11 protein-coding genes are annotated in these 15,777 nt (G+C 75.4%); 3 read left to right on the forward strand and 8 right to left on the reverse strand.

Features of this window, described 5'->3' with window-relative positions; all coding sequences use genetic code 11:
* Positions 1–213: 213 nt before the first annotated feature.
* The 4 genes from ABT092_RS29870 to ABT092_RS29885 all read right to left on the reverse strand — a co-directional run bounded on the left by ABT092_RS29870 (position 214) and on the right by ABT092_RS29885 (position 5,895).
* A complete protein-coding gene (locus ABT092_RS29870) occupies positions 214–1,122 on the reverse strand; it encodes a hypothetical protein (RefSeq protein ID WP_351249440.1) in 909 nt (302 codons plus the stop codon).
* Positions 1,123–1,558: 436 nt separating this feature from the next.
* The gene (prfB, locus tag ABT092_RS29875) at positions 1,559–2,665 is read right to left on the reverse strand and encodes a peptide chain release factor 2 (protein WP_351249442.1); all 1,107 of its coding nucleotides are present in this window, start codon (positions 2,663–2,665) and stop codon (positions 1,559–1,561) included.
* 58 nt (positions 2,666–2,723) lie between these two features.
* On the reverse strand, positions 2,724–3,986 hold the full coding sequence (locus ABT092_RS29880) for a serine/threonine-protein kinase (RefSeq protein ID WP_351249444.1): 1,263 nt from the start codon (positions 3,984–3,986) through the stop codon (positions 2,724–2,726).
* A gap of 115 nt (positions 3,987–4,101) precedes the next feature.
* Positions 4,102–5,895, reverse strand: a complete 1,794-nt coding sequence (locus ABT092_RS29885) for a serine/threonine-protein kinase (protein ID WP_351249446.1) — start codon at positions 5,893–5,895, stop codon at positions 4,102–4,104.
* 831 nt (positions 5,896–6,726) lie between these two features.
* Between ABT092_RS29885 and ABT092_RS29890 the strand changes: the two genes are divergently transcribed.
* On the forward strand, positions 6,727–10,041 hold the full coding sequence (locus tag ABT092_RS29890; RefSeq protein ID WP_351249458.1) for an FHA domain-containing protein: 3,315 nt from the start codon (positions 6,727–6,729) through the stop codon (positions 10,039–10,041).
* Between the two features lie 57 nt (positions 10,042–10,098).
* Here ABT092_RS29890 and ABT092_RS29895 read toward each other — a convergent pair whose 3' ends face one another.
* The gene (locus ABT092_RS29895; protein ID WP_351249448.1) at positions 10,099–12,057 is read right to left on the reverse strand and encodes a hypothetical protein; all 1,959 of its coding nucleotides are present in this window, start codon (positions 12,055–12,057) and stop codon (positions 10,099–10,101) included.
* 381 nt (positions 12,058–12,438) lie between these two features.
* On the opposite strand from ABT092_RS29895, the gene ABT092_RS29900 reads away from it, so the two are divergent.
* The gene (locus tag ABT092_RS29900) at positions 12,439–12,951 is read left to right on the forward strand and encodes a hypothetical protein (protein WP_351249460.1); all 513 of its coding nucleotides are present in this window, start codon (positions 12,439–12,441) and stop codon (positions 12,949–12,951) included.
* Positions 12,952–13,066: 115 nt separating this feature from the next.
* On the opposite strand, the gene ABT092_RS29905 is transcribed toward ABT092_RS29900, so the two are convergent.
* Complete coding sequence (locus ABT092_RS29905; RefSeq protein ID WP_351249450.1) at positions 13,067–13,636, reverse strand: TIGR03086 family metal-binding protein; 570 nt, start codon at positions 13,634–13,636, stop codon at positions 13,067–13,069.
* A gap of 279 nt (positions 13,637–13,915) precedes the next feature.
* On the opposite strand from ABT092_RS29905, the gene ABT092_RS29910 reads away from it, so the two are divergent.
* The gene (locus ABT092_RS29910) at positions 13,916–14,899 is read left to right on the forward strand and encodes a helix-turn-helix transcriptional regulator (protein WP_351249452.1); all 984 of its coding nucleotides are present in this window, start codon (positions 13,916–13,918) and stop codon (positions 14,897–14,899) included.
* 113 nt (positions 14,900–15,012) lie between these two features.
* Here ABT092_RS29910 and ABT092_RS29915 read toward each other — a convergent pair whose 3' ends face one another.
* On the reverse strand, positions 15,013–15,426 hold the full coding sequence (locus ABT092_RS29915; RefSeq protein WP_351249454.1) for a hypothetical protein: 414 nt from the start codon (positions 15,424–15,426) through the stop codon (positions 15,013–15,015).
* Positions 15,427–15,583: 157 nt separating this feature from the next.
* A partial coding sequence (locus ABT092_RS29920; protein WP_351249456.1) for a hypothetical protein occupies positions 15,584–15,777 on the reverse strand: 194 nt, incomplete at its 5' end.

Raw genomic sequence — 15,777 nt, forward strand, 5'->3', positions numbered from 1 at the left:
CGCGCAAGAAAACGCTCCCGCAACCCCGCAAGATCATCGCGTCCAACAGCCACGGTCCTCGCAACTCCCACACATCGCGGGTGTTGCGAGGACCGATAGAACCCAAGGGTGACGCTCCGGGCCCTCACCGTTGGTGGCGCGTCGGCGCACGGTGGGTGACCGGTCCGCCCTGACGCCGCCGGGCGTCAGGGCGATCGGTCCGTTCCGGGTGGATCAGGCGGCGGTGCGGCCACCCGCCACCAGGCGGGGCAGCAGCCGGAAGCCGATGCCGCCGGCGATCATCGTCGCGGCGCCGACCAGCAGGAACGTGGTCTCCATGGCGCCGGTCTCGGCGAGTTCGTCCTTGGCCTTGCCCTGCTCGGTGGCACCCGTGCCGCCGGTGCCGGCCGTGCCGGAACCGGTGGTGGCCTGGTAGGCCGGCTGGGAGCCGGTGTCGGTCAGGTTCTCCTTGGTGTCTCGCTGCGAGATCCGGTCGCCGGCGGGGTCGAAGCCCTCGGTGCTTCCGCCGCTGGTGCTGCCGCTACTGGTGCTGCCGCCGATGCTGTTGCCGCCGGAGGTGCCGGTGTCGTCGTCGTCATCGTCGCCGTCACCGCCGCCGGAGGTGCCGGTGCTGCCCGTGGAGGTGCTGCCGGAGGTGCCGATGTTGCCGCCGTCGGTGCCGGTGGTGCCGGAGGTGCCCGTCGTACCAGTGGTGCCGGAGGTGCCCGTGGTACTGGTGTTGCCCGTCGTGCCGGTGGTTCCCGTAGTGCCGGTCGTACCAGTGGTGCCGGTAGCACCGGAGGTTCCCGTGGTGGTGGCGCCGCCCACGGTGGTGACCCCGCCGGTGGTGACTTCACCGGTCGTCGTCTCGCCCGTGGTGGTCTCGCCGGTCGTCGTCTCGCCCGTGGTGGTCTCGCCGGTCGTGGTCTCGCCGGTGGTGGTCTCGCCGGTCGTGGCGTCACCGCTGGAGCCGCCCGCGGTGGTCGGGCCGGGGATGGTGGGGTCGTCGGAGGGAGTGATCGCGCTGCCGGCGTCGGCAGCGGTGAGGGCCTGGGCCGCGCCCGCCACGGTGAGGGACGCTCCGGCGGCGATCAGCGCGCCGGCCGCGATCCGTGCGACTCGGACCCGGGTCTTCTTGGTCATCTGGTTGCTACCCCCAGTAGCTCATCGTCAATGGAGCAGCGCCGGGGCCGTGGACTCCAGGGGGAAGTACCGCGCGTTGCGAAAACGACCTCGCCGCGCACCATCACCCCGTTCACACACACCCCAGAGATGCGCATGCCGCGTTCACCATTCCCAGTTTCGGTAAACGCGTCAAGGCCGTTGCGCGCGTGATGCCCGAAATAAGGGCACTTAGGGGTTCGAGGTTTATGCGACGGTGACACGGAACACGGGCGGATGCGACAACTGCCGCCCCGAGGGCGGCAGTCGGGCCCGGACGGACGGGGCTCCGGGGGCGTTCGGGGATATCCGCGGAATTCACTCGCACGAGAAGGGCGGAATCCCCGTCGGAGTTACCTTGTCGACAAAGAAGTAGGGCGGTGCACGGGGAGCGCCCCGCGCTCCCCCACCGTCGCCGCTACTTCTCCTGCTGCTTGCGCCAGCGGATTCCGGCTTCGAGGAAGCCGTCGATCTCGCCGTCCAGCACCGCCTGCGGATTGCCGACCTCGTAATCCGTCCGCAGGTCCTTGACCATCTGGTAGGGGTGCAGGACGTAGGAACGCATCTGGTTGCCCCAGGAGTTGCCGCCGTCGCCCTTCAGCGCGTCCATCTTGGCCTGCTCCTCCTGGCGGCGGCGCTCCAACAGCTTCGCCTGGAGGACGTTCATCGCGGTCGCCTTGTTCTGGATCTGCGAGCGCTCGTTCTGGCAGGAGACGACGATGCCGGTCGGCAGGTGCGTGATGCGGACCGCGGAGTCGGTGGTGTTGACGCCCTGGCCGCCGGGGCCGGAGGAGCGGTACACGTCGATGCGCAGCTCCGACTCGTCGATGTCGACGTGGTCGGACTGCTCGACCACGGGCAGCACCTCGACGCCCGCGAACGAGGTCTGGCGCCGGCCCTGGTTGTCGAACGGGGAGATCCGCACCAGCCGGTGGGTGCCCTGCTCCACCGAGAGGGTGCCGTAGGCGTACGGCACCTGGACGGCGAAGGTGGTGGACTTGATGCCCGCCTCCTCCGCGTAGGAGGTCTCGTAGACCTCGGCCTTGTAGCCGTGGCGCTCGGCCCAGCGCAGGTACATGCGCTGGAGCTGCTCGGCGAAGTCGGCGGCGTCCACGCCGCCCGCCTCGGCCCGGATGTTGACCAGGGCCTCACGGGCGTCGTACTCGCCGGACAGGAGGGTGCGCACCTCCATCTCGTCCAGCGCCTTGCGGACCTCGGTCAGCTCGTTCTCGGCCTCGGCGCGGGTGTCCGCGTCGTCCTCGGCCTCGGCCAGCTCGAACAGCACGGACAGGTCGTCGATCCGGCCGCGCAGCGTCTCCGCCTTGCGCACCTCGGCCTGGAGGTGCGAGAGCTTGCTGGTGATCTTCTGCGCCGCCTCCGGGTCGTCCCAGAGGGAGGGGGCCGCGGCCTGCTCCTCCAGCACGGCGATGTCCGCCCTCAGCCTGTCGAGGTCCAGGACGGCCTCGATCGACTCCATGGTCGAGGAGAGGGACTTGAGCTCTTCGGATACGTCGACGACTGCCACGGCTCCAGCGTAACCGCTCGGGTCCGCTGCCGGGCTCGCGCCCACGGCGGGCCCGGTGCTACGGGGCCGTGGAGCTGCCCGGGGCCTTCGGCGGGGCCTCGTCCCCGACCGCCCAGGCGGTCACCCCGGCCGCCGCGGCCAGCACCACCGCCGCCGCGCCCAGCACCAGTCGGCGCCGGCGGGTGACGGCCGCCCGGTTCCGGGCGGAGCCGGGGCGCGGCGTCCCCGCGGCCCGCGGCACCCGGGCGGTGCCGTGCGCCCCGCCGTCCAGTTCGTCCCGTTCGGGCACCCGCATGCTGGTGTGGGTGTCCCGGTTGGAGTCGGGCGCCGGCCCGGGCACCAGCGCCACCGCGGCGCGGCGCGCCGGCGGCGCGCCGTCCGGTTCGGAGGCGTTCGCCTCGGGGTCGACCTCCCGGGCGCCGTCGAACCCGTCCGCGCCGTCCTGGTCCCCCGGCTCCTCGGAGTCGTCGGGTTCGTCGACGTTCAACGGCGGCATCCCGGCGAGCAGCGGCAGCTGCTCCCGCAGCCGCCCGCACAGCTCGGAGGCGCGCAGCCGGGAGGCGGGGGCCTTGGCCAGGCACTGGACGATCAGCTGCCACAGCTCGTCGGGGATGCCGGGCAGCGGGGCCACCCGTTCGGTGACGTGCCGGCGCAGCACCGCGCCGGGGTGCCCGCCGCCGAAGGGGGTGAACCCGGCGAGGAGTTCGTAGAGCACCGTAGCGAGGGCGTAGATGTCGACGGCGGCGCGCGGCGGCAGTCCCTCGACGATCTCGGGGGCCAGGTAGTCCGGGGTCCCGATGATCTTCGTGGCCTTGACCTGGCGCGGGGTGTCGATGAGCTTGGCCACCCCGAAGTCGGTGAGCAGCGCGCGGTGGCTGCCGCCGGGCCCGAGGGGGCCCTGCATGTCGAGGAGGACGTTCTCGGGCTTGACGTCCCGGTGGACGACGCCCGCGGCGTGCGCGGCGGCGAGCCCGTCCGCGACGTCGGCGACGATCGCGACGGCGGCCTCCGGGGCGAGCCTGCGGTCCCGGTCGAGCCGGGAGCGCAGGTCGGTGCCGCGCACCAGGTCCATGACCAGGGCGAGGTCGTTGCCGTCCACGACCAGGTCGCGGACGGGGACCACGTTGGGGTGGTGGAGCCCGAGCAGGGCGGTGCGTTCCTGGACGAAGCGGCCCACCAGTTCCTGGTCGGCCGCGAGGTCCTCACGCAGCAGTTTGATGGCGACGGGCCCCTCGGGACCCTCGCCCAGCCACACCGTGCCGGCACTGCCGCGGCCCAGGATCTGGTGCGCGCTGTACCGGCTGCCGATCTTCCGTGCCAAGGCTGCTCCTACGGACGCGTGTTGGCGACAAAGCTACGCGTCCGGATCGGCGACCGGCACACCGCGGGGCCGAATCACCCCTGGAATGTCGACAAGTCACCCAGCTCGGCCGGGGTCAGGGCTTGGTGCCGCCGCCGGTCTGGCCGCCGGTGCCGCTCTCCTCCCCGCCGCTGCCCACCAGATCGCCGATCAGGCCGGTGAACTGTCCGAACCAGTCGCCGAGCTGCTCCCAGTAGCCCTTTCCGGTGCCGATCCACTCCTGGAGGGGGCTCAGCTCCCAGATCAGCCAGCCCGCGACGAACAGGATCAGGAAGGTGAACAGGCAGCCCTTCAGACAGCCGAGGCCGGGGATGCGCATCGGGTTGGCGCTGCGCTGCCGGGGCTCGCGCGGCGGACGCGGCTCCCGGGGCGCGCGGGGCGCCGGCTCCCGCGGCGGGGCGTAGTGCTGCGGCTGCCGCTCGGGGACCGGGGCGGGCGCGTACCGCTGCGGCGGGGGCGGCGGGGCGTACTGCTGGGGCTGCGGGGGCGGCGGAGCCTGGTGCTGCGGCGCGTACCGCTGCTGCGGTTGGTGCTGCGGAGCCTGGTGGGGCTGGTGGGGCTGGTGCTGCTGCGGTTGCTGCGGAGGACGCGGAGGGGCCTGACGTTGCGGGCGCCGGCGCAACGGGTCCTCGTTCGGGTCGAGGTACTGCACCTGCGTCTGCTCGTTGCGGTCGCGCGCGGCCCGCAGCTGGTTCTGCCAGGGGTGCGGATCGTCGGGGCCGCCCGGCGCGCCGGGGGCGTGGCCCGGCACCGGGGGCAGCACGGCGGTGGGGTCGGCGGCGGGGCCGGTGCTCGGCAGGACCGCGGTCGGGTCGGCGGCGCCGGGGGCCGCGGTGGACGGCAGGAAGCTGGTGGCCGCGTTCGGGTCGTGGGCGCCGGCGAAGGGGGCGGGCGCCCCGGTGTGCGGGAGCACCGCGGTGGGGTCGGCGGCGCCGGGCACCTCGGGGACGGCGGTGGGCGAGGGGTCCGGCGCCAGCAGTGCGCCCACCCCCTCGGCGGCGGCGATCTGCGCCGAGTTGGCGTGCACCCCGACGCCCTCGGCCACCACGCGCAGCGCCCGGGCCAGGTTCTCGGCGCCGGGCCGCTGGTCGGGGTCCTTGCGCAGGCAGCGCTCTATCACCGTCCACAGCGGCTCGGGCACGGTGGACGGACGGCGCGGCTCGGCGCTCAGGTGCTGGTGGAGCACTTCGAGGGCGCTGCCGCCGCCGAACGGCGGACGGCCGGTGAGCAGCTCGTACAGCAGGATGCCGGCGCCGTAGATGTCGACGGCACTGGTCTGCGGACGGCCCTCCGCGGACTCGGGGGCCACGTAGGCGGGGGTGCCGACGAACTCGTGGGTGCGGGTCAGGCCCGGCGAGTCGGCGAGCCGGGCGATCCCGAAGTCGGTGAGCAGCGGGTGCATGCCGCCCCCGTCCTGCCGCAGCAGGACGTTCGCGGGCTTGAGGTCCCGGTGCACCACCCCGTCCGCGTGGCTGGCGGCCAGCGCGTCGGCGATCTGCGCGGTCAGCAGGGCGCCCGCGACCGGGGTGAACGGGCCGTTCTCCCGGAGGTAGCGGTGCAGGTCGGGGCCCTCGACCAGGTCCATCACCAGGGCGAGCAGGTCCCCCTCGACGACCAGGTCGCGGACCCGGACGATGTTGGGGTGGGTGAGCCGGAGCAGCACCGACCGCTCGCGCAGGAACCGCATGACGATGTCGGCGTCGTTGGCCAGCTCCTCCTTGAGGACCTTGATGGCCACGGTCTCGCCGGGCTGCCCCGGGACGGCCGCCTCGGCACCCGCCGTCTCGCGTTGCCGCGCGCGCCAGACGGTGCCCGTGGCACCGCGCCCGAGCGGCTCCTCCAGGAGGTACTTGCTTCCTACCGGCCGCACGTCATGCGCTCCCTGCTCTGGGTCGGTCTGGATCGGGTGGTGGACGGGTCGGGTCTGCTGGGTGGTGTCCGGTCGGGCGCCCGGGTCGATCGGAACCGGTCGGACGTGACCGGACGCGACCCGCACGGCGGTGGCTCCTGCGGACTACCCCCGTCCGCCGGGGGTCATCCGGACGCTTCCGTCACACCCGGACGCTCCGGGCCCACGAGCACCACCGACCGGTCCGCCCCGCCCCCGCGTCCGGCGCCGCTGCGGGCCGGGGCGGGGCCCGGGAGCACCGGGCGTTCCGCCCCACTGTAGTGCCGCACCCCGCGTCCACCGGGTCGTACCGGCGCGGAGCCGGGCGCCGGGCACCGCTCCCGACGCCCGGCGCGGCCCGTACCGGCTGTTCCGGGGCCCTGGCGCCGGTTTCCCCGGCTCCGCTTCACGTGTCAGCCGTCCATCGGCTCCCCGCACTCCCTCGCCGGCCCGCTGCCGGCCGTCGTCGGTCGGTAGGACGTGAGCGGGGGCGTTCCGGTTGCCGGGTGTGGCGCGGCCCACCGGAGGCCGGGGCGGCGGGCGGAACGCCGTTCGACGCCGAGCGACGTCAAGGGGGCGCGAAGAGTCACCGAACGGTCTGGAACGGGTTCGGCGACCGCATTGAACAGGCACTTTTCCGAGCAGAGCCGGCCAATCAAGATCACGAACAGGTGGCGGCCGGGCGTGTTGTCGGCAGCAGGTGCGAGGATGCCCCCGTATTTGGTCTACGTGCCCGGAGTGCGGTGGGGGAATCACAGCACGGCCCCGGCCCATCCGAGCCGGGCGCATCCGCAGAAGGGACCGCTGTCGGCGATGCAGATCCGGTTGACCGTCCTCGGGTCACGCCCCGAAGCCGCGGGGCGCGCGACGGCACGGGACGTCCTGATCACCGCGCCCGGAGGCACCCCGCTGGCCGCCGTGGCCTCCGGCCTCGTCTCGGCCGTGGCGGGCGGCGACGGGCCGATGTCCGTCTACGCGGGGACGCAGCGGCTCGACCCGCAGCGCGCCGTCCTGGGCGAACCGCCGCTGCTGGACGGGGCGGTGCTCTCGCTCGGCGCGCCCACCGCCCCGGGCCCCGGCCCCGACACCACCGGCGCGGTCGCCCAACTCCAGGTGGTGGGCGGCCCGGACGCCGGCGGGGTGCACCTGCTGCACGGCGGACCGGTCCGCATCGGCCGCTCCGCCGACGCGGAGATCCCGCTCGACGACCCGGACGTCTCCCGACTGCACTGCGCGGTCACCCCCGTCGACGGCGGCCGGGTGACCGTCGCCGACCTCGGCTCCACCAACGGCACCCGGCTGTACGGCGCCGACCTCGGCCGGCGCCCGGTCCCCCTGGAACCGGGCGCACTGCTGCAACTCGGCGAATCCACGCTGCGGTTGGCCGACCCGCGCCAGGCGCCCCCGCCGGTGCCCACCGTGCCGGACGGGGAGGGGTTCGTCAGGGTGGGCGGGCCCGCGACGGCCCCCCGCGACGGAGCCGAACCGGGAGCCCGGGGACCCTCGCGCCCCGCGGACGCGGCGGCCGTCGGGGCGGCGGTACCGCACGCCCGCCGCCCCGGTGGCCCCGAGGGACCCGGTGGTACGGACGGTTCCGGCGAGGGCACCGGGTACGCGCACGGGCCCGCCGACCGGGGGGCGCCCCCCTTCCGGGCCGGACCGCAGGCCGGTGACGAACCCCCGGACGGCGCCCGGTACGAGGAGGACCCGTACGACGCCGAACCGCCGCGGACCGAGGTCCGCCGCCGGGGCGGGCTGTCCGCCTGGGCGCGCCGACTGCGCGGCGGGCGCGACACCGACCCCGCCGCCCCGCACCCGGACGTGGGCCCCGTCACCTCGACCCGGCCGGCCGCGCCGAGCGCCGCCACCGGATACGCGGAGGGCGGCTTCGCCGTCGACCCGGCGGCCACCCCCGAACTCTGGCCCGACCCGGCCACCCTGCTGCTCACCGCACTGGGGCCCGGCCCCCGGCTGTGGGAGCGGGACCACGCCCACCCCGAGGCCCTGACCGTGCGCCTCGGCACCGCCGACCGGCCCGCCCCGGGTGGCACGGGCTACCTGGCGGGCGTCCCGGTGACGGTCGGACTGCGCGAGGTGGGCGCGCTGGGGCTCGCGGGCCCGCGCCCGCGCATCCTGGGCGTCGCCCGGTCCCTGATCGCGCAGCTCTCCGCGCTCCACGCCCCCGAGACCCTGGAGATCGTCCTGCTCGGCACGGACCGGGACCGTCCGGCGGCCGAACGGGTCGCCGCCTGGTCCTGGGTCGGCTGGCTCCCGCACACCCGGCCCGGCCGCGGCCAGGACTGCCGGCTCCTGCTCGCCTACGACGCCGACCAGGCCGGCGCCCGCACCACCGAACTGGTCCGGACCCTGGACGAACGCGCCGGCGCACACGGCTCACGCGGTGGTGGGGCCGAGGACACCCTCACCGTGCTCGTCGTGGACGGTGACCCCGGTTCCACCGCCCTGCGCACCGCGGTGGACCGGCTGTGCACGGACGGCCCGACCGCCGGCATCCACGTGCTGTGCCTGGCCGACACCCCCGCGCTGCCCTCCGTGACCCGGGTGGTGGTGGACCCCGAAGCGGAACCGGTCCCCGGGGCCGTGCCGGAGCCGCCGCCGGGCGGACCGCGCGTCGCCGAGGGGTACGAGGCCGCCTGCGCGGCGGTGCCCGCGTTCCGGCGGTGCGGGGCGGTCGCCCTGCTCAGCGGGGACGTGGCCACCGAGGTCCGGCTGGTGCGGATCGCCGGCGGCCGGGTCGCCGGGGACGGCACCGCCGCGGCCGTGGACGCCGTCTCCGCCGCCTGGGCCGAGCGCTTCGCCCGGGCCCTGGCCCCGCTGCGCGCGGAGGGCGACGGCCCCGGGCCGCGCGCCGCCGCCCCGCTCCCCCGGTCCGCCCGTCTGCTCGACGAGTTGGGCCTCGCCCGGGCCACCCCCGCCTCGCTCCAGGCCCGGTGGGCCGACGCCGCCGACGACCCGCAGGACGCGGGCGGCCGGGCCCGGGCGGTGCTCGGCGCCGGGCCGCACGGCCCGGTGACGGTGGACCTCGTCGGGGACAGCCCCCACCTGCTGGTCGAGGGCCCGGCGGGCAGCGGACGCACGGAGCTGCTGCGCGCGATCGCCGCTTCGCTGGCCGCCGCCGAGCGCCCCGACCGGCTGTCGCTGGTCCTGGTCGAGGGGCACGACACCGCCGGCGGCCCCGGCACCCCGCCGCAGGACGGCCCGGGCGGCCTCGTGGTGTGCGGGGAACTCCCCCACGTCACCACCTACCTCCCCGCCAACGACCCGGTGCGCATGCGGGGGTTCGCGCAGGCGCTGAGTGCGGAGCTGAAGCGCCGGGCCGAACTGCTCGGCCCGCTCGACTTCGGCCGGTGGCACCGCGGCGACCGCGCCCCCGCCGCGCCCCCGGCGCCGCCCTCCCCCGCCACCGGCCGGGTGGTGGCGCAGCGCGGCGGGCCGGGCTCCGGGGCGACCCCGTCCGCCGCCGGTGCGGGCGGTGCGGCACTCGGGTTCGGTCCCGGTGCCGGCGGACCCGGTGCGGGGGACCTGGACGCTCCGCCCAGCACCACCCTGCGGCTGCGGCCCGCCCGGGCGCGCCGGCCGGCCGTCGTCGGGCCCTCGCTCCCCCGGTTGGTCGTGGTGGTCGACGACTTCGACGCCCTGCTGTCACCCGCGCTGGGCTCCACCGGACGCCCCTCCGCCGGGTCCGTGGTGCGGGCCCTGGAGGCGGTGGCCCGGGAGGGCGAACGGCTCGGGGTGCACCTGGTCACCGCCTCGGCGGGCGGCGCCCGGGTGGAGGCCAGCGAGGCGGCCCGCCGGTCCGGCGTCCGGGTCGTCCTCGACCCGGTGCGGGTCGGTCCCGAGGAACCCGGCCCCGGCCGGGGCACGGTCCGGGGCCGGGCCGGGACGGCCGTCGGGTTCCAGGCCGGCCGGGTCACCGGACGCATACCGCGGACGGCGACGCTGCGGCCCACCGTGGTCCCGGTCGACTGGGAGCGGATGGGCGACCCGCCGGCCCGCCGCCCGGTGCGGGAGCTGGGCAACGGCCCCACCGACCTGGCCCTGTTGGCCAGCGCGGTGGAACGGGCCGCCCGGTCCGTCTCCGCCGAGGTCGTGACGTCCCTGTTGTAGGCGGGCCGGTCGGGCCGCCGTGATCGACGGCCCGACCGCCCGGCCCGGGCGCGGGCCCTAGAACAACGAGGTGGTGTACAGGCAGAAGGTGTAGCTGTAACCCGACTCGATCTTCTGCTTGCTCGACTTGGTGTCCCTGAGCACGGAGGTGCTGGAGGTCTTCTGGAGGAAGTGGTAGTCGCCGGCGGGCAACAGCAGGGTCGTCTTCGGGTACTTCGAGGACGGTCCCTTGCACGCCTTGATCTTCTTCTTGGAGCCCAGGAAGGGCGATTCCTTGTAGGTGGTGCAGTCCGCGCACGCCTTGAGGTCGGCCCGACCGGAGACCGGGCCGGTGTAGAGGAGTTCGACCGGGTCGGGGCCGTCGTTGCTGACGACCATCACCATCCGGGAGCCGCCGGGCTCCTCGGCGGGCGGCAGCTTCCTGCCGGCGGCGGGCTCCTCCTCCGCGATCTCGGCGGCGATGGCGATGGAGCGGGCGTGCGCGGCCTGCCGGCTGCGCGGGTAGTCCGCCGCGTACCGGGTCATCGTCTCGCCGGCCTCGGCGAAGTCCTTGTTCCTGAACTGCGCGGTGCCGCAGGCGAAGTCGCCCTTCTGGACCGCCGCCCCGGCGTCCTTTGCCACGCCCCGGGCGGCGGAATCCCGCAGGACGCCCAGGGACGCGCGCAGCACCCGCAGTTCGCCCACCGTCTCGCAGGGGGCGGTGCCGCCCCCCTTGAGCGCAGCCGTCCTGGTCCCGAGCGCGGCCCGGACGGCCGGCTCGACCTTGCCCGCGTGGGCGGACTCGGGGAAGGTGTCGTACAGCGCGTTGAGGCTCTTCTCGGCCGCCGGCTGCGCCGTCCCGAGGCCCAGCGCCGCCACCCCGCACTCGTACAGGGAGTGCGCCAGCGGCTCGTCGGTCTTGTCGGGCCGGGTGCCGAGGAGGTCCCGGTCGACGGTGCGGGGCAGTTCCCTCAGGTACGTGAGCGGTGCGACCGCGTCGCAGTACGCCTCCCGCTCGTACGGCGCGGAGACCTGCTCGTAGTACGCGTCCAACCGGTCGGGCACCAGCTTCCCGGCCCGCGAACCCGTGTGCTCCGTACCGAGGTCCCGGTACGTGGCGAGGGCCTTGCGGTAGATCGGCTGGGCCTTGTCGAAGGGCAGGCCCTCGGCGGACGCCACCAGCCGGTCGGCGCCGTCCAGCCGGTCGAGCAGCGCCTGTTCCCTCGCCTCCTCGCGGGCCGACCCGTACGCCAGGGAACCCCCGGCGGGGACCGCGAGCAGCACCAGGGCGAGCGGGAGCGCGAGGCGGCGGTGGGCGTCCTTGAGGCGGAGGTCCGCCCGCAGACCGCGGCGGGCCCCGTCGGCAGCCGCCAGCAGCAGGAATAACCCGTAGCCGATGAGGGGCCCGGCGGGGACCCCGTCGACGTCGGCGGGCAGCGCGACCACCAGGAAGGCGGCCGTGGCGATCCAGCAGAGCACCGCCCCGACCCAGTGGCGCAGCAGCAGGTAACCGAGGCCGAGGCAGGAGAGGTTGAGGAGGCCCACCACGGCCGCCTGCGCCCGGTTGGCCTCGCCGCGCGGGGCGACGGGCGGGCCGGTGGGCGGTGGGGCTCCGTACCCGTGGCCGTACCCGGGCGGTGGGGCCCCGTACCCGTGGCCGTACCCGGGCGGCGGGCCGCCCGGAGCGGGCGGGGCCGCGGGGGGCGGGGGTAAGGACCCGGCGGGGGCCTCGCCCGGCGTGGGGCCCGGCGTGGGGCCCGGCGGTTGGCCGGGCGGCGGGCCGAAGCCCGGTGCGGGGGGCTGAGCCGGTGGCTCGGGCGGGTTCGGCGGCGTCGGCCGGCCCGCTGCGGTCGGCGGCGGCGTGGGGACCGGCAGGCCGAGGCAGCCCGGCGCGGGCGGGTCGGCCGGTGGCGGGCCCTGGGCGCCGGCCGGGCCGGTGGTGCGGCCCCCGTCCGGTGCGCCGTCCCCGGCCGGTGCGTTGCTTCCGGTCGGCCGGTCGGCCGGCCCGTCCCGTCCGTCGTTCGGTTCTGCCCCCACCGCGTTCCCCCTTCACGGGTCCGTGCGCGGTGGCCCCCCACCGGCGCATCCTGGCACTTACCCTCCAGGGTTCCCGCACACGCGTCCGTCGATTCGGCGGGCGGTGGCCGAGCTGTGCCCCGACCGCGACGGGATTTCACTGCTCGGGAGCCCGGGACGACCCCGTCGCAGGCCCCCGGGACGGGCGCCGGACCACGGCGCGAACCTCGCCGTGACGCATCGGCGCCACCGCGGAAACGATCCTGCGCCGGTTGGTTGGGCAGACCACCGACCACCGGCCCGTCCCACCCCGGTCGTACCTCGGCAGGACGCGTCCTCAACCGCGCGGGGGAGCCGGTCCGCCGCGGCGGACGATGCGTGGCCGTCATGTCCACGACCAGCATGGTGTTCATGACGACCGCGACCGTTCCGCTCCCGTCCCACGGCTCCGCCCCCGCCTGGGCCCGCCGCGCCGCCCACGCCATCGCCCTGTGCGCCCTGCCGTCCGGTCTGTGGCGCATCGCCATGGCCTCCGGTGTCCACGTCGGCTACAGCGACCGGGTCCTGCGCGAGGTCTTCCACATCCCGGGGTGGGGCGTCGCGTACACCGTCGGCCTCTCCGTCCTCGCCGAGTTGGCCGCCCTGCTCCCGCTGCTCCTCGTCAGCGACCGGTGGCGACCCCTGCGCCCCCGGACCCTCGCCGCGCTGGCCTGGACCGCTTCGGCCGTCCTGGTCCTGGTGGCCCTGTGGCAACTCGTCGTCGCCTTCACCGTCGAGAGCCAGACGTACCTGTCGAGCGGCGCGGCGCAGACCGTGTGGGCCCTCGCCTTCGCCCCGTTGCTCGCCGTCCCGGCCCTGATGACGGCGGTCACCTGGTCGTACGCGCGGCGGCACCGGGCGCGGGGCTGGGCATGACCGCCCCGGCCGCGCGCGGTTCCACTCCGTCGAGTCGGATGCGGTGACGATCCGCCCCGGCCCGGAACGCCGCAGCGCCCTGCGGCCCGAGCGGATCGTCACCGGCCCGGGCCGACTAGACAGCGCGGCCGAGCCAGGCGGCGAGCTGCTCGTACGCGTCGGCACCGGCCGGGGCCTCGCGCACCGCCGCGAACGGGACGGCTCCGCCCCGGAGGTCCGCGGGGAGCGCGGCTCGGGCGATCGGCAGGATCGTCGCGGCCAGTGACTGGTCCAGGGCGACCGGATGCCCCAGCGCCTGGGAGAGGTCCCAGGTGTGGGTCACGGTCTCCAGCACGTAGCTGCCCACCGTCTCGGCGCCGGACATGGTGGCCCAGGGCAGGGCCACCGTCCGCGCCAACCCGGCGTCGTCCAGCCACGCCTTGGTGAATCGGCGGCGGGCGTCCTCGTAGGCGGCGCTCCACTCCGTGTCCGCCACCCCTTCCACCTCTGGGAGAGCCCCTTCGTACCCTCCTCCCTCGCCCAGGTGCGCGTACAGGCGGGTGCCCCCGACGACATGGGACAGCAACGCCCGTACGTCGAACTCCGTACACGGCGTCGGACGGCCGAGATGCTCCGGCGTCACCGCCGTCAGCACGTCAGCGAACTGGTCGGCTGCCTGCTCGAACAGCGGACGGGGATCGTTCATGGTTCGGCTCCTCGCCAAGCGATATCGATACGCGGGTGCGGGTACGGGTGTCCGGCCGGTCCGTCGGCGGCTGTCGGTCCGTCGGCGGCTGGAGAGAGGGTGCCGGTCGCCGCGCGGTGCCGGTGCCGCCGGCCCGAGGAAGCCCGGCCCACCTGCACGCGGGCGCCTCGCGGCTGAGCCGACGACGGGTGGGCCGCGGGATCTTCCTGCCCCCGGCCCGACACACTCTGGCGGGATAACCTGACATCCACCGTCAGGTTTTCCGGAGCGGCCGATCTTGTGAAATCCCAGCGACTGTTGTCGATCCTGCTGTTGCTCCAGACCCGGGGGCTGTCGTCCGCCGCGGAGTTGGCCGAGCGGCTGGAAGTGTCGGTCCGGACGATCTACCGGGACGTCGAAGCGCTGTCCGCCTCGGGCGTTCCCGTGTACACCGAACGCGGGCGGCACGGTGGCATCACCCTGCTGCCCGGCTTCCGCACCGACATGACCGGCCTCACCGAGGACGAGTCCCGAGCCCTGTTCCTCCTGGCCGCCAAAGGGACGCACTCCGCGCTCGGCCTCGACGCGGCCCTTGCCTCCGCCCTCCGCAAGGTGATGGCCGCACTCCCCGCAGCACACCGGCCCGCGGCCGAACTGACGAGCAGACGGATCCTGGTGGACCCCAACCGCTGGCTGGCGCCGCGGCCCGCGGTCGACCTGGACGTCCTCAACTCGGCCGTCTTCACGGACCGGAGGCTTCGGCTGCTCTACCGCCCCCGTGGCGCGACGGAGCCCCGTGACTACCTCCTCGACCCTTATGGGCTCGTCGTCAAGGCGGGTGTCTGGTACCTCGTCGCGGACAAGTCCGGGGAGCCCCGCATGTTCCGCGCCGACCGGGTGTGCTCGGCGACGGTCATCGACGAGCCGGTCCGTCGGCGCCCAGGGCTGGAGCTGGTGGACGTCTGGGAATCCCTTCGCTGCGTCAAGGGCGACCGAGCCTTCGACGTGCGGGTGACCGCGCTGGTGCGTGCCTCCGCGTTGGGCCGGATCCTGAGCCTCCATCCGGGCGGGATCGCCGAGGGGCCCGTCCAGGACGGGCCCGACGGCGCGTGGCAGCGGCTGGAACTGGAGTTCCTGCACCTCGACGACGTCTGTTCCCTCCTGGCCTTCGGAGCGGACGTCAGGGTCCTCGGACCTCCCGAGGCCCGGGAACGAGTGGCCCGGTCCGCGGCTGCCGCGGCCGACTGGTACGCGGCCGGCGGCTCGCCCGCCGCGCCGGCCTGACCAGAGCCCGGCGGTACGAGCGTCACTTGCCCGGCCTGGCCAGCAGGTCTTCCCGTAGGGGGCGGAGCAGCGCACCGCGCTCCCCCGCCCCCGGTTCCTCCGGCTCGCGGGTGCTACTCGGGCTGGGTCACCGTCAACGCCCACCGGACGCTCTCGTCGGAGGCGTCGACCCCGACGGTGAACGACCCCGGCCGCACCACCCCCGCCGCCATGACCGCCGAACCCGCACCCGCGGCGCCGACGGGACAGTCCACGGTGAAGCCGGCCACCCGGTGCCCCTGCGACTCCATCGTCACGTTCACCGTGCCGCCTCCTTCGCACGCCACCGTCAGCACCGTGGGCAGGCCCGCCGACGCACCACCGGACGCCACGCCCCCGGTCCCGACCGATTCCTCCACCCACACCAGGCCGTCCGGGCCCGGATGCGGAAGAAGCCCACCTGCCGCCGTCGCCGGCGCGGCACCGGCCCCGGCCAGCACACCGGCCGCCAACACCGCCGTCACGAACGAGTTCCTCAGACGCGTCACGACACCCTCCCCTGATCAACCGTCTTGACGGGACCACCCTGCCCCCCGGACGAGCCCACACGCATGAGTACGCCGACTCATGACGGTCGCCCGGCCACCGGAAACGGAACCGCGCGCACGGGACCCGATCCCGGCCTCCGACACGTCGGACGGGCAGTCAGCTCCGGTCCGCTCGCGTGTGGTCGGCGGTGCAGGGGCCGGGGTCGGTCAGGTGGTGGGGGCAGGCGTGGTGGGTGGTGAACCCGGTGTCGCGGGTGCTGGCGTAGCCGATGACGACGGGGGCGGTGGTCCAGCGTCCGCAGGTGCAGCAGTGGGTTCCGGACGGGGTGGGTGGGGTGGTGGTGAGGGCGT

It is taken from the genome of Streptomyces sp. NPDC002490, assembly GCF_040296045.1.
In the GTDB taxonomy this organism is placed as follows: Bacteria; Actinomycetota; Actinomycetes; order Streptomycetales; family Streptomycetaceae; genus Streptomyces.